This window comes from Rhodoflexus caldus (genome assembly GCF_021206925.1).
GTDB classification, from domain to species: Bacteria; Bacteroidota; Bacteroidia; order Cytophagales; family Thermoflexibacteraceae; genus Rhodoflexus; species Rhodoflexus caldus.
This window is the reverse complement of sequence record NZ_JAJPRF010000006.1, coordinates 1-13,837: the sequence shown is the minus strand read 5'-3', so window position 1 is coordinate 13,837 and position 13,837 is coordinate 1. Positions and strand designations below refer to the sequence as shown.

General features: G+C 49.2%; 9 protein-coding genes and 1 tRNA gene. 7 read left to right on the top strand and 3 right to left on the bottom strand.

Going from position 1 to position 13,837, the window contains the following annotated elements; all coding sequences use genetic code 11:
• Positions 1 to 185: 185 nt before the first annotated feature.
• On the bottom strand, positions 186 to 3,314 hold the full coding sequence (locus tag NDK19_RS08720) for a VPS10 domain-containing protein (protein WP_250631488.1): 3,129 nt from the start codon (positions 3,312 to 3,314) through the stop codon (positions 186 to 188).
• 132 nt (positions 3,315 to 3,446) lie between these two features.
• Between NDK19_RS08720 and NDK19_RS08715 the strand changes: the two genes are divergently transcribed.
• The 4 genes from NDK19_RS08715 to NDK19_RS08700 all read left to right on the top strand — a co-directional run bounded on the left by NDK19_RS08715 (position 3,447) and on the right by NDK19_RS08700 (position 7,876).
• The gene (locus tag NDK19_RS08715; RefSeq protein WP_250631487.1) at positions 3,447 to 4,625 is read left to right on the top strand and encodes a thiolase family protein; all 1,179 of its coding nucleotides are present in this window, start codon (positions 3,447 to 3,449) and stop codon (positions 4,623 to 4,625) included.
• Between the two features lie 351 nt (positions 4,626 to 4,976).
• Positions 4,977 to 6,116, top strand: a complete 1,140-nt coding sequence (gene bshA / locus NDK19_RS08710) for an N-acetyl-alpha-D-glucosaminyl L-malate synthase BshA (protein WP_250631486.1) — start codon at positions 4,977 to 4,979, stop codon at positions 6,114 to 6,116.
• Positions 6,117 to 6,188: 72 nt separating this feature from the next.
• Entirely contained in the window at positions 6,189 to 7,076 is an 888-nt protein-coding gene (gene lipA, locus NDK19_RS08705) for a lipoyl synthase (RefSeq protein ID WP_250631638.1), read from the top strand.
• Between the two features lie 92 nt (positions 7,077 to 7,168).
• Complete coding sequence (locus tag NDK19_RS08700) at positions 7,169 to 7,876, top strand: tetratricopeptide repeat protein (RefSeq protein WP_250631485.1); 708 nt, start codon at positions 7,169 to 7,171, stop codon at positions 7,874 to 7,876.
• A 65-nt stretch (positions 7,877 to 7,941) separates the two neighbouring features.
• Here NDK19_RS08700 and NDK19_RS08695 read toward each other — a convergent pair whose 3' ends face one another.
• Complete coding sequence (locus NDK19_RS08695; RefSeq protein WP_250631484.1) at positions 7,942 to 10,395, bottom strand: cation-translocating P-type ATPase; 2,454 nt, start codon at positions 10,393 to 10,395, stop codon at positions 7,942 to 7,944.
• Between the two features lie 96 nt (positions 10,396 to 10,491).
• On the opposite strand from NDK19_RS08695, the gene NDK19_RS08690 reads away from it, so the two are divergent.
• Positions 10,492 to 11,598, top strand: a complete 1,107-nt coding sequence (locus tag NDK19_RS08690; protein ID WP_250631483.1) for a DUF6544 family protein — start codon at positions 10,492 to 10,494, stop codon at positions 11,596 to 11,598.
• Positions 11,595 to 13,064: a sigma 54-interacting transcriptional regulator gene (locus tag NDK19_RS08685; RefSeq protein WP_250631482.1), complete on the top strand. Its 1,470-nt coding sequence runs from the start codon at positions 11,595 to 11,597 to the stop codon at positions 13,062 to 13,064. Before NDK19_RS08690 ends, NDK19_RS08685 begins: the two co-directional genes overlap by 4 nt.
• Here NDK19_RS08685 and NDK19_RS08680 read toward each other — a convergent pair.
• Entirely contained in the window at positions 13,036 to 13,566 is a 531-nt protein-coding gene (locus NDK19_RS08680; protein ID WP_250631481.1) for a GNAT family N-acetyltransferase, read from the bottom strand. The two genes, NDK19_RS08685 and NDK19_RS08680, sit on opposite strands and share 29 nt — an antisense overlap.
• An 81-nt stretch (positions 13,567 to 13,647) precedes the next feature.
• Between NDK19_RS08680 and NDK19_RS08675 the strand changes: the two genes are divergently transcribed.
• Positions 13,648 to 13,730 (top strand) — tRNA-Leu (locus tag NDK19_RS08675).
• The last annotated feature ends 107 nt before the right edge of the window (positions 13,731 to 13,837 follow it).

Sequence of the window (13,837 nt, the reverse complement as noted above, 5' to 3'; positions counted from 1 at the left end):
TTAGAAACCTGTCAGGTTTGTGTTTAAAAAGCCGTAAGTGATTTTGCAAAAAATTTTTTGTGTGAATTTTTGAAAATCGGATACTTAAAATCCGACAGGCTTAGAGACCCGTCGGATTTAAGTATAACAAACGGATGTAATGCTGCAATGCGGGAAACCCGTTTTGGGTATCCTGCTGACCGATATTACTTCACTTCGGGCATAGCTTCCACTATGGTGATATTGGCTTCATTCACCAATTTCTGGTAGTTTGCCCAGTCATTGGTAAATAAATCGTTAGCTTGTTTCACCAAATTAGTGATAGCCTCTATAGCCCGATTAATAACTGCTTGTTCGTTGCTGCCGGGCATTCCTTGTGTGGTGCGGAAGTACGACATTGCCTCGCCGATAACGGCTGTTACCGCATCGGGACGGCGTACAATCCCTTGCAATTCATTGTCGCCGCTGATTTTCTTGTTCAAATCGGTGAGCTTTTTGCGAAGTTCATCGCCTGCCTTTTTAATGGCTTTGGCTTTGTCATCGCTGCGCTCGCCCAGCAAACGGGTTACTTGTGCAATCTTGTCTTGACCGCTGCGGATATTATCTGCTACCTCGGTTGCTTTGCTGACATAGCCCATCATATCATTTTGTAGTTTTTCGCGCGCGGCCAGAATTTCGGGTGTGGTTTCGTAGCGTGGGTCGTGCAATACGTTCACTTTGGCAGAGTCTTTTACGCCCGCATAGCTGATGCGAATGGTATAAGTGCCCGGAACAACTGTTCCGCCCGCAGGTTCGGGAGCGTTCGGGTTGGTTGGCTTGGGTTGTCCCGGGAAGCGCACCCCTTTCTTGCTGAAGTTCCAGTAGATGCGGTTTAAGCCCGGTTTGCCGCCTGCGCGGAAGGTGCGCACTACTTCGCCGTTGGCTGCTACTACTTCCACCTTCACGGTGTCGGTTTTTGTTTTGGCATCTTTGGGGTTCATCACAAAGCTAATCATTGCCCCGCGTTGGCGGTTTTCGCCTGTGTAGGTATTATCGGGCGTAAATTCGTGCATACCGGCAGGGAAGCGGTAATGTGCCATATACGCATCGGGAATCTCAAATACTTTCAGGGTTTTGTCCAAAGTTGCTACCCCCTCTTTTGCCATGGCGCGCAGCGGGCGGATATCGTCAATGATATAGGCCGAGCGCCCGAACGTTCCGATAACCAAATCATGCTCGCGTGGATGGATGACCATGTCGTGCGTGGAAACGTTGTGCGGATAGCCTTGTGTCCATTTTGTCCAATTTTTGCCGCCGTCCACCGTTACATAGAGGCCAAATTCCGTTCCCAGAAACATCAGGTTTGGCTCTTGCAAGTCATAGGCAAATGACAAGGCATAGCCTTTTACGTTGGCGGCAAGGCGTTCCCATGTTTTGCCGTAGTCTTTGGTGCGGAAAACATAGCAAGTCCAATCGTCGCGGCGGTGGTTATCAAAAACGACCACAGCTTCTGCCTCGTTGGTTGGCGAAGTCTGAATTTGCGGAATCCACGTGTTGGCAGGTACACCTTTGACATTTTTGATAACGTTTGTCCAAGTTGCGCCGCCGTCGGTTGTCAGTTGCAAATTGCCGTCATCTGTGCCTACCCAAATGACACCTTTTTTCACTGCGCTCGGGGCAATGGCCAAAATAGAACAGTGGTTTTCAGCCCCTGTAACATCGTAGGTTAAACCACCGCTTTCGGTTTGTTTTTGCTTGGAGGTGTCGTTGGTAGTCAAGTCGGGAGAAATAATTTCCCAACTGTCGCCGCGATTGGTGCTTTTATGTACAAATTGGCTGCCATAGTAGATGGTTTTATCGTCAAACGGGTCGTGTGCAATGGCTGCGTTCCAATTGTAGCGAAGGGTTACTTTGGTGTTGGGATGCTGCGGGCGAATGAATTTGGTAGCACCGGACACCAAGTCGTAGCGCACTAAATTGCCGCCCTGCGACATGGAATAACCGTAGCGGTTGTTGCTGCGGTCGGGCAATACGTCAAAGCCATCGCCAAAGCTGGTTTCTTCCCACTCGTGGTTGCGGATGCCGCCCATGCGCCAAACTTGGCTGGGGCCTGCCCATGAGCCGTTGTCCTGCATACCGCCATAGACTTTGTAAGGAATGCTCATGTCCACATTGATATGGTAAAACTGGCTCAACGGCAGGTTTTCGGGGAAGAACCACGTTTTACCGCGGTCGCGGCTGATGGCAAGACCGCCGTCGTTGCCGTCTATAATGTAGTCCGGGTCGTTAGGGTGAATCCACCAAGCGTGGTGGTCGGAGTGTATCTGATTGTCTAACAGTGTGCGGAATGTTCTGCCGCCGTCTTCGCTGAGGGTAACTTCCGAATAGAGGTTGTAAATGCGGTTTTCATTGGTGGGGTCTACGTAGATTTCCGCATAATAAAACGGTCGGTTGCCGATGTTGCGGTCGCTGACTTTTGTCCATTTGAAGCCGCCATCGTCGGAGCGATACAGAGCGTTTTTCTTAGATTCAATCAGGGCATAAACTACATTGGGGCGGCTGCGGGCAATGGCAAAGCCCATTTTACCCAGCGTACCTTCGGGCAAACCGTCTTCTGTGCCCAACTTCTTCCATGTTTTACCGCCGTCCATCGTAATGTGCAAGCCGGAGCCGGGGCCGCCGGAGCGGAAAAACCACGCATCGCGGTGGAAATCCCACATATTGACGATAAACTTATCAGGATTGTGCGGATCCATCACCATTTCGCCAACACCTGTGGTGTTGTTTTCGGGTTTGAGGATGTGCTGCCATGTTTTGCCGCCATCGGTGGTTTTCCATACGCCGCGCTCCATGCTGAAACCGTAAGCGGGGCCTTGCACGCCTACGTAGCAAACATCGGGGTTGTCGGGATGTACAAAAATGCGGTGGATGTTGCGCGTATTTTCCAGCCCCAGATGCACCCACGATTTGCCGCCGTCGTTGCTGCGATACACACCGTTGCCGAAGTTTTGGCTGTTGCGCGGGTTGCCTTCACCTGTTGCAACCCAAATAATGTCGGGGTTTTTCTGATAGATGGAAATAGCACCTATAGAAGCAACGGGCTGCTCATCAAAAATGGGCTGCCAATTGATGCCGCCGCTGGTGGACTTCCACAAACCGCCCGAAGCCGAGCCGATGTAGATAATGTTGGGATTACGCAACACCACGTCAATTGCCGTGATGCGCCCGCTTACTCCTGCCGGGCCGATACTGCGGGCTTTCATCCCGTGCAGTTTTTCCATGTTGAGGGTTTGTGCCTGTAATGCCAACGCTGGCAGCAGAAACCACAAAAAAGCGCAGATAAGTTTTCGCTTCATATTTTGACCAAGAATGTGAAAAATAAAAAAAGGAATGTAAGGCCGATATGTAACTTCCAATTTTAGCGAAAGGCAGCCAAATATCACAAGTTTCAGCCTTAAATTTGTGCGATTACATCACCCATAACACCAATGAAAGAAGCCTATATCGTTTCCGCTGCCAGAACGCCCATCGGCAGCTTTGGCGGCAGCCTTGCAGGATTTACAGCCACTCAATTAGGTGCAGAAGTCGTTAAGGCGGCTGTTTCCCGCGCCGGACTTACCGGAGAGCAGGTAGAAGAAGTTTTCATGGGCAACGTAATTGCCGCCGGATTGGGGCAGGCTCCCGCACGTCAGACAGCTATCTATGCCGGGCTGGGCTACCACGTACCCTGTACTACCATCAATAAAGTGTGTGCATCGGGCATGAAAGCCGTAATGTTTGCCGCACAAAGTATTATGAGCGGACAAAATGACATCATCATTGCGGGCGGTATGGAAAGCATGAGCAACGTGCCGTACTACATCCCCAAAGCGCGCTACGGCTACAAGTACGGCAACGGCGAAATCTTGGACGGCTTGGTTTATGACGGTCTGACCGACCGCTATCAAGGCTGTGCCATGGGTGTATGCGCCGACGCTACGGCTACCAAATACGAAATCAGCCGTGAAGAGCAGGATGCCTATGCGATTCAGTCTTACAAGCGTGCCGCTGAAGCTACGGCCGAAGGTCGTTTCAAGAACGAAATCACTCCGATTGCCATTCCGCAGAAAAAAGGCGACCCTGTTATGATGGTAGAAGACGAAGAATACAAAAACGTTTTCTTTGATAAAATCCCGACACTGAAGCCAGTATTCACCAAAGACGGCAGCGTTACAGCCGCCAATGCCAGCACCATCAACGACGGCGCGGCAGCCCTTGCCATCGTCAGCGGCGAACAGGTTAAAGCCCTGAACCTGAAACCTTTGGCACGCATCGTATCATTTGCCGACGCAGCGCAAGCACCCGAGTGGTTCACTACTGCTCCCGTACCGGCAGCAGAGCGTGCACTGAAAAAAGCAGGTTTGAACTTAGGCGACATTGACTATTTTGAAGTCAATGAAGCGTTTTCGGTAGTAGCCTTGGCATTCATTAAGCAATTAGGCTTAGACCAAGCCAAAGTAAACGTAAACGGTGGCGCTGTATCTATTGGCCACCCGTTGGGCTGCTCAGGTGCGCGCATCATCACCACGCTGGTGAACGTGCTGCATCAGCGCAATGGCAAATACGGCTTGGCTGCCATCTGCAACGGCGGCGGCGGCGCTTCTGCATTGATTGTAGAGCGCGTGTAAACTACCGCCTTCAATGCTATACAAAAGCGCAAGTGATTTGCGAAAAATATTTTGTGTAAATTTCTGAAAAGCAGCTATTTAAACCTGATAGGCTACAAAAGCCTGTCAGGTTTTTTTGCATTATTCAACAAGTAATCTGTTCGTTTTTTGTGTCGGGCAGATTGCTTGCTTTTTGAATGTGAATCATGTGATTTTTGTTGCCTGCACATTAAATGCAGGTCAATCGGTGATGTTTATACGCAAATACATGAACTTTGTGTAAACTTTTGAGCGGCCAGACCTGTTGCATTAGTTATTACAGTGTAAAACATACAACTTACTCCTGATTTTTACTCGCGAAAACCTTTTTACATGAAAATAGGCATCGTTTGCTACCCGACATTTGGCGGCAGTGGAGTAGTAGCCACCGAATTAGGCAATGCGCTGGCACGGCAAGGACATGAAATCCATTTTATTACCTACGACCAGCCTACGCGAATGGCACTTTTTGATGAAAATATTTATTATCATAAGGTGGATATTCGCACGTATCCTTTGTTTGAATACCCGCCGTATGAATTGGCACTTGCCAGCAAAATGGTCAATGTAGCCAAATTTGAACAATTGGATTTGTTACACGTCCACTATGCGATTCCCCACGCTTCGGCGGCATATATGGCACGCGAAATTCTGAAAACGCAAGGGCTTTATGTGCCTTTTGTTACCACACTGCACGGTACCGACATTACCCTTGTAGGTAAAGACGAAAGTTACGCGCCGGTTGTAACTTTCAGCATCAACCAGTCCGACGGCGTTACAACAGTTTCGGAAAGCCTGCGCGCCGATACTTACGAACATTTTGAAATAACCAAGCAGATTGAAGTAATTCCCAACTTTATTGACCTTACGCGCTTCAAGAAGCAACAAAAGGAACACTTCAAAAAAGCCATTTGCCCCAACGGAGAGCGCCTGATTGTGCATACGTCCAACTTCCGCAAAGTGAAACGCATAGACGACGCCATCAAGGTTTTTTGCAGACTGAGGCAGCAAATCCCCGTCAAAATGTTGCTGATTGGCGACGGCCCCGAGCGTCGGCGCATTGAGCAACTCTGCCAAGACAACGGTTTGATGGACGACATCCGCTTTTTGGGCAAATTAGATGCCATAGAAGAGGTGCTCTCTGTGGCCGATTTGTTTTTGATGCCTTCCGAGAAAGAGAGCTTTGGTTTGGCAGCCCTTGAAGCAATGGCCTGCGAAGTGCCGGTGATTTCCAGCAATACCGGTGGCCTGCCCGAGCTGAACATACACGGGGTTACGGGCTTTATGAGTGATGTGGGCGATGTGGATGATATGGTGAAAAATGCACTTGTTATTTTGCAGGACGATAAACTACCAGAATTCAAGGCCAATGCGCTCAAACGTGCGCAAGAGTTTGACGTACACAAAATCCGCCCCTTGTACGAAGCTATGTACGAGCGAGTAATGGCATCCGTACCTGCGCGAAACAACTGACGGAATACTTGTCAGGCTAAACATCTGCCTGTAAATTTGTGTTTACAAGCTAAATATTGATATCCGATGGACATGATAGAACTTCCCGTTCTTGGCAATACTCCTCCCGTCGAAGCGCCTGTGCGTGCACGGAAGCCCGACTGGCTGCGCGTAAAGCTCCCGATAGGCCCCGAATATGCCAAGGTGCGCAAACTGGTGGATACATATAAACTGCATACCATCTGCGAAAGCGGCAACTGCCCCAATATGGGCGAGTGCTGGGGCGCAGGCACAGCCACTTTTATGATTTTGGGGAATGTATGTACACGCAGTTGCACCTTCTGTGCAGTTGCCACAGGCCGCCCCAATGAGTACGATACCGACGAACCGCGGCGCGTTGCGGAAGCCATTGAGCTGATGGGTGTGAAACATGCCGTAATTACTTCGGTCAACCGCGACGAACTCAAAGACCGAGGTGCGGAAATATGGTATCAGACGGTGCGTGCCGTGAAAGAACGCTGTCCCGAAACAACCATAGAAACCCTTATTCCGGATGTGAAAGGCAACTGGGATGCTTTGTATCGGATGATTTCGGCAGGGCAGGAGGTGGTTTCGCACAACATGGAGACCGTAAAGCGCCTCTACCGCCGTGTGCGCCCGCAGGCAAAATACGAGCGCAGCCTCGAGCAAATCCGCCTGACCAAAGAATACGGCAAGCGCACCAAAAGCGGCATCATGCTGGGCTTGGGCGAAACCGACGAGGAGGTATTTGAAATCATGGATGATCTGATTGCCAACGGCTTGGATGTGCTGACACTGGGGCAGTACTTGCAACCTACCAAGATGCACCTCGAAGTAGTGGAATACATCCACCCCGATAAGTTTGCCATGTACAAAGAAGAAGGTTTGAAGCGCGGTTTCAAGTACGTTGAATCGGGGCCGCTGGTGCGTTCTTCTTACCATGCCGAACGCCATATTTGAGTTTTAACCTTCCTTTACAAAATAAATAGCGCAAGTTGTTCCACAATTCAGGTGGGAAACATAACTTTGCGCTCTCAAAATTGAAAACGACAATGGCAGAGAAAGACAAAGCCGGCATAGAAATTTTTGAAAGTCCGGAAGCATTGCAGGAACAGCTCAGCAAAACAGAAGAGTTTGCTAAAAATAACCGCCAATTGGTAATTGGTATTGGTGTGGGCGTGCTTGCCCTGATTGGCGGCGTAATTGGCTGGAAGTATTTCAGTGAACAGAACAATATCAAAGCCCAAAACGAGCTTTTCCCTACCGTTTTCTACATTGAAAAAGACTCTATCAACAAAGCCATCAAAGGCGACAATAACAACACCACGATTGGTTTGGAGAAAATCGTAGACCAATACGGAAGCACTGATGCCGGTGAGTTAGCGGCCTTCTACTTGGGTGTTGCCCAACTGAAAGAAGGCAAATATGACGAAGCTATTAAAAATCTGGAAAAATTTGATGCCGACGATTGGCTTGTTCAGGCGCGTGCTTACAGCCTGATTGGCGATGCCTACATGGAGAAAAAAGATTTGGATAATGCGATTAAGTACTACAAAAAGGCTTCCGAGCACTATCCGAACGATGCCTTTACGCCTGCTTATCTGTTAAAACTCGGTTTGGCATACGAACTGAAAAAAGATTATGCCAATGCGGTAATGGCTTACAGAACCATTGTTGATAAGTACTCCGAAGCATCGGAACTGACTACCGCCCAGAAAAAACTGGCAAAAGTTGAGTACATCGTAAACAACAGTAAGTAATAAATTATCCTGTGTTATTTTGAAGCCATTCTCCTGCATACGGAGGATGGCTTCGTTGTTTTGAATCACTGTTTCAGTTTCTTTACGGCTTCGTACCAAATGACAGAAACAAAACCAATAGCTATGCTCGTGCCTGCTTCTGCCAAATTAAGCGGCCTAAATCCGAAAAAATGTGCCACAGGTTGCCAATAGATAAACATGGCGGATAATGCTGTGGTGATGCCGATAATCAGCGGAATGAGCGGATTGGCATAACGCAAAGTGTGCAGCACAGAGTACCTGAAAGAGCGATTGACCAATGTCAGAAAAATATTGGCACTGATGAGTGTCGCAAAAACCATCGTGCGTGTCAGCATTTCATCCGCCCCCTGATGAACTGCTACCTGATAAGCCGTGAGCGTCCCCGCTGTGATAAACAGACCTTGTATAATGCTGGTTATCAACTCCTTCCATCGGAAAAAGGTGGTGCTGAAAGGACGCGGCGGCTGCTCCATGGCATAGGCTTCCATCGGCTCGTTTTCGTAGATGATAGAGCAGGTAGGCCCCATAATCAGTTCAAAGAAAATAATGTGAACGGGTGAGAAAATATGTGGATAAATCCAGTTCAGCACTAACGGCAGGAAAACGGTCAGAATGATGGGAATGTGGATGGAGATGATGTACTGAATGGCTTTTTTCAGATTGGTATAAATACGCCTGCCCATTGCTACGGCCTCTACCATTTTGGAAAGGTCATCGGCTACCAAAATGAGAGAGGCTGCTTGTCGGGCTATTTCCGTGCCTTTTTTGCCCATTGCAATCCCTATGTGTGCGGCTTTGAGTGCGGGGGCATCGTTTACGCCGTCGCCTGTCATGGCCACTATGTTCTGGTTGGCCTTTAACGCATTGATAATCCGCAGTTTGGCCTCGGGAAACATGCGGGTGAAGATATTGGTTGCCTGCACTGTTTGCCGCAGTTCCGCTTCGGAAAGTGCCATCAGTGCTTCGCCGCTGATGCTGCCGGCAGCACCTGCAAAACCGATTTCGCGGGCTATGGATTGGGTAGTGAGTGCATTGTCGCCGGTGATGATTTTGACGGAAATGCCTGCACGGTAAAAATCCTGCAAAACGGTACGCATATTGGATTTGGGCGGGTCGTAAAATGCTACCAGACCGTAGTACTGCAATTGAAAATCCTGCTGTCGGGGCGGGAAAACATCGCCTTTGAACAAGGCCTCACCTACGGCCAATATGCGATACCCCTCTGCAGCAAGCGTTTGTACTTGCTGTTCAATAGCCGATTTTTCTTCCCGAGTAAGTACAGATAGTGCCAAAATAGCTTCCGGCGCACCTTTGGCAGCAATAATGCGCTTGCCTTCGCTGTTGGCAAACACATGGGTCATCATGGGCGGTTTGCCATCCAGCGGATACTCGTGGATGATGCGGAAATACTGTCGTTCATCAACAGATGCGGCTGCTGCATAAGCCTCATGCAAGGCTGTTTCCATTGGGTCAAAAGGAACGGGTTCGCTGGCCCACATGGCCATGCGCACGACATCCTCTTTGCTAAGGCTATCGCCGGGAACAACCTGTACCAACTGCATACGATTTTCGGTAATAGTGCCGGTTTTGTCTATGCAAATCACATTGGCACTGCCCAGCGTTTCTACGGTTTTGATTTGCTTAATCAGAATCCCTTTTTTCATCAGCCGCCATGCGCCTAATGCCATAAAAGTGGTAAATGCTACCGGTATTTCTTCGGGCAAGATGCTCATGGCAAGCGTAAGCGCTTTCAGCAAACTGTCCACTACTAACCCCGAGCGAAACCAGTTCAGCAGCCATACAAAGGCAAATACCGCTGTGCCTGCTATCACCATCATGCGCACAAAGTGGTTGATTTGGCGTTCCAAAGGCGTAGCTTCTTCGCTGATGCTTTCCAACTGCTTACCGATTTTGCCAAGCTGCGTTTCTTTGCCAATAGCGTTTACTTGGGCAATTGCCAAGCCGCTGGCAACTGTAGTGCCTTGAAAAACAGGAGATTGTACGCTTGCATCTTTGTAAACGGGTAGCGATTCGCCCGTGAGCAGCGATTCATTGACCGAGAAATCATTGGCCTGCAAAATGATACCGTCTGCCGGAACGGAAGTTCCTTCCTCTACCACCATTGCATCGCCTATTACCAATTCGGCTGTGGGGATTTCTATGGTTTCTCCGTTGCGAATGACTTTGCAATTGGGTTGTGTGATGCTTTTCAGTTTTTCTAAGGCATTTCTGGTGCGGGCATCCTGATAGATGGAAATGGTTGCCACAAATACAATGGCCACAGCCATAAAAACAGCGTCCTCTACATCGCCACTGAAAAAATAGATAGCCGCAGTAATGAGCAGAAGTATTACCATAGGCTCTTTGGCAAGCCCCTTTATAACTTCCCACAGGCCGTTTTTTTCCTGATAATCAATCACATTTGCGCCGTGTTTATCCCGTGAGGCAAGCACTTCGGCATCGGTCAGTCCTCTGATGGGCGATTGGTTGGTAGACATAGCGGCAGTTTTTGGAATCAATTAACAAAAAAATCGGAACGAAACAGGCCGTTTCCGTAAATTTGGAATGAAACTAAACTTACGTAACCTACTGCCATGCGCTACTTTCTGTTGGCTGTCATCTGTCTGCACGGCCTTATTCATCTGTTAGGCTTTGTAAAGGCTTTTGCTATTTCGCCCGTGAAAGAATTGACACTGCCCATCAGCAAAGCATGGGGCATTTTGTGGCTGCTGGCCGCTATTCAGTTTTTGCTGACGGCGGCGTTGTGCTTTGGCGAAAGCCGCTATTGGTGGTTGAGCGGTGCTGTGGCAATCGTAATTTCCCAAATCCTGATTATTGGGTTCTGGGAAGATGCCCGCTTTGGCACTGTTGCAAATTTGATGATATTACCTGCCGTGCTGGCGGCTTTTTTTACCTATAATTTCCATCGGGAAACAACCCGACAGGTGGAGCAGATGATAGGACGGCTTGCTGCCCGCGAGCCGATGATAGTTACCGATACCTTGCTTACCGATTTGCCATCGCCCGTAGCACGTTGGATACGTCGTTCCGGCATGGTAGGTAAGCCTGAAATTTATCGGGCGCAAGTGGCACAGGCTATTCGGATGCAAATGAAACCCGAACAAAAAGACTGGCTCTCTGCAACCGCTGTGCAATACTATGCCGTCCGGCAGCCTGCTTTTATCTGGGAAACAACTGTACAAATGATGCCTTTGGTCTATTTTTTGGGCAGAGACCGTTTCAATGGTGGTAAAGGACAGATGCAGATTCAACTCTGGGGTGCTTTTGCTATGGTGGACAGTAAAGACAATGAGAAAATCAACACAGGAACCATGCAGCGCTATCTGGGGGAAATCGTCTGGCTGCCGTCCGCAGCGCTGCATCCTGCCATTCGGTGGGAAGCCGTAGACGACAACAGCGCCCGCGCTACCATGACCTACGGAGAAACAACAGGCAGCGGCATTTTCCACTTTACGCCCGATGGAGATTTGGTCTCATTCAATGCCATGCGCTACATGGGCAGCGAAGAGAATGCCCGACAGCATGAATGGATAATTACGGCCGAAAATTGGCGTACTTTCAATGGCATCCGCGTTCCTTCCAAGGTACGAGCCACATGGAAGCTCCCCGAAGAGGATTGGACGTGGTTGCAAATGGAAATTACCGACGTGAGATACAATGAACAGGTAGAGATGCAATGAAAAATGTTCTGGTTTCTTGGTTAGACTATCGCTTTGATTTTGAAAAAGACCATCCTCATGTACCTGCAATTAACGGAATGACTTGGCGGCTGCATCGCTACTATATACCCGAACACGATTGCGACAGGCACTATCTGCTCTCTATGAAAGCCTCACAGCCCGAGGATACGCAAATGACGGCTATGCTGCAAAGGCTTGGGCGCGATTTTCCTGCGCATCGCATTACGCCTGTGTATATGAACATCCCCGACCCGATAGATTTAGCTCGTATCAAAGGAGAGGTTGAGTCTTTTTTGTTGCACCTTCGGGATGACAGCAGGGTGAATATTTTTTACAATGCAGGGTATCAGATGATGCAACTGGCATGGGTGCTTTGCTGCCTGACTACCTGCCGCGATTTTACGCGCCTGTTTCATATGCGCAAACCCGAATTTACGGAAAGCGGGCGGCCTGAAATTTTGGAGATAGACCTTACCAAACAACAATCCACACAGGCCTACGGCTTGCTGATGTACACCCGGGGCGACAGTCGCTCTGCCGATACCTGCATTACGCCTGCCATGCGTTCGGCCTACCATCGGGCAGAACAGGTTGCCTCTTTGCCCAATTTCCCCGCACTCATCACAGGCGCTTCCGGCTCGGGAAAAGAACAACTGGCGCGGCATATCCACCATATTTCGGGCAAGGGAAGATTTCTGGCCGTCAATTGCGCCGCCATGCCCGATGAACTGCTTCGCGCCGAGCTTTTCGGATACAAGAAAGGCGCTTTCACGGGAGCGGTAGAAAGTCGCGTCGGCTATTTTGAAGCAGCCGACGGCGGCACGCTTTTTTTGGATGAAATTGGCGATGCTTCGCTGCTGCTGCAACAGTCCTTGCTGCGGGTGCTGCAAGACGGGCTGATTACTCCGCTGGGCGATACGCGCCCCCGCAAGGTGAATGTACGGATTATTGCCGCAACTCACCGCAACTTGCCGCAGATGATTGCTCAAGGTCGCTTCCGCGATGACCTTTACTATCGGCTGAATCCTGCCCCCATTCGCTTGCCTGCGTGGTCTGATTTACCCGAAGACGACCGACGGCAGTTGTTTATTTTCCTATGGGAACAGCAAGCCCGAAAACTCAATCACGGCAGAAAAATGACGATTTCCGCAGAGGCAACAGATTTTATTATCCGATGCAACTTTCCCGGCAACATCAGGCAGTTGCAAAATCTGATTGCCGGGCTGTATGTTTTTTATCGCCACGAACCTCGCGTTACGGTGGAGATGGTGCTGCACGAAATAGATAACAGCGAGTCGGACATAAACATTCATCATCCGGTCGGCTGGCACATGGAAGAAGTGGAAAAAGCACATATACAGCGGGCGTTGCAACATTTCCGTCATAACCTGACGCATACTGCCAAAGCCTTGGGCATTAGCCTCAATACGCTAAAAGCTAAGATGAAGAAGTTGCATCTGGCATAAATTCATCAACAGCAGGAAAAATGGCATATCGCCAGCCGTCAATAATTTCGCCACACTTGTAATAGGCATCTTTATGGATGGCTTCCAACTGAAACCCTGATTTTTCCAGTACTTTTTTGGAGGCTTCATTGGGTGCAAAAACAATAGCTTCAATGCGTTTCAGGCCAAATGTTTGAAAACAATAGCGGCAAAAGTCGGGTATGACCTGCTGCATGATACCCTTGCCGCGAAACTCTTTCCCCAACCAATAGCCGATTTCGCCGGTAAAACGTTCGTTGCCTTCGCGCAGAAAAATGCCAATACTGCCTGCCAGTTGCCCGCGGTATTCAATGGCAAAGTTGGTAGTTTGTTCGGGTGCGTTGCAAAAGTCTATCCATCGCACGGCATCTTCCATGCGGTAAGGATGCGGGAAATGGTCGCGTACATTTTCCCAAATGCTGAAATCATTGGCAATCAGGGTTAATGGCTCTACATCGCTTGTTTTGAAAGGGCGAAACAACATGGCAGACGAAAAAAGTTAATGTTTTTTGGGTGAAGGTATTGCAAATAAAAGCAAAGCACAACATCTTTGTGCCCACAAAACGCCCAGATGGCGAAATTGGTAGACGCACCGTCTTCAGGTGGCGGCGCTGTAATGGCGTGGAGGTTCGAATCCTCTTCTGGGCACTTTCGCACTAAAAACCCGCTTAGAAGCATCTCTAAGCGGGTTTTTTGTTGGCAGAAAAAGGGACACCAAACGGAAAAGGGAAACATGCCATTTTCTTGTTCAAGTG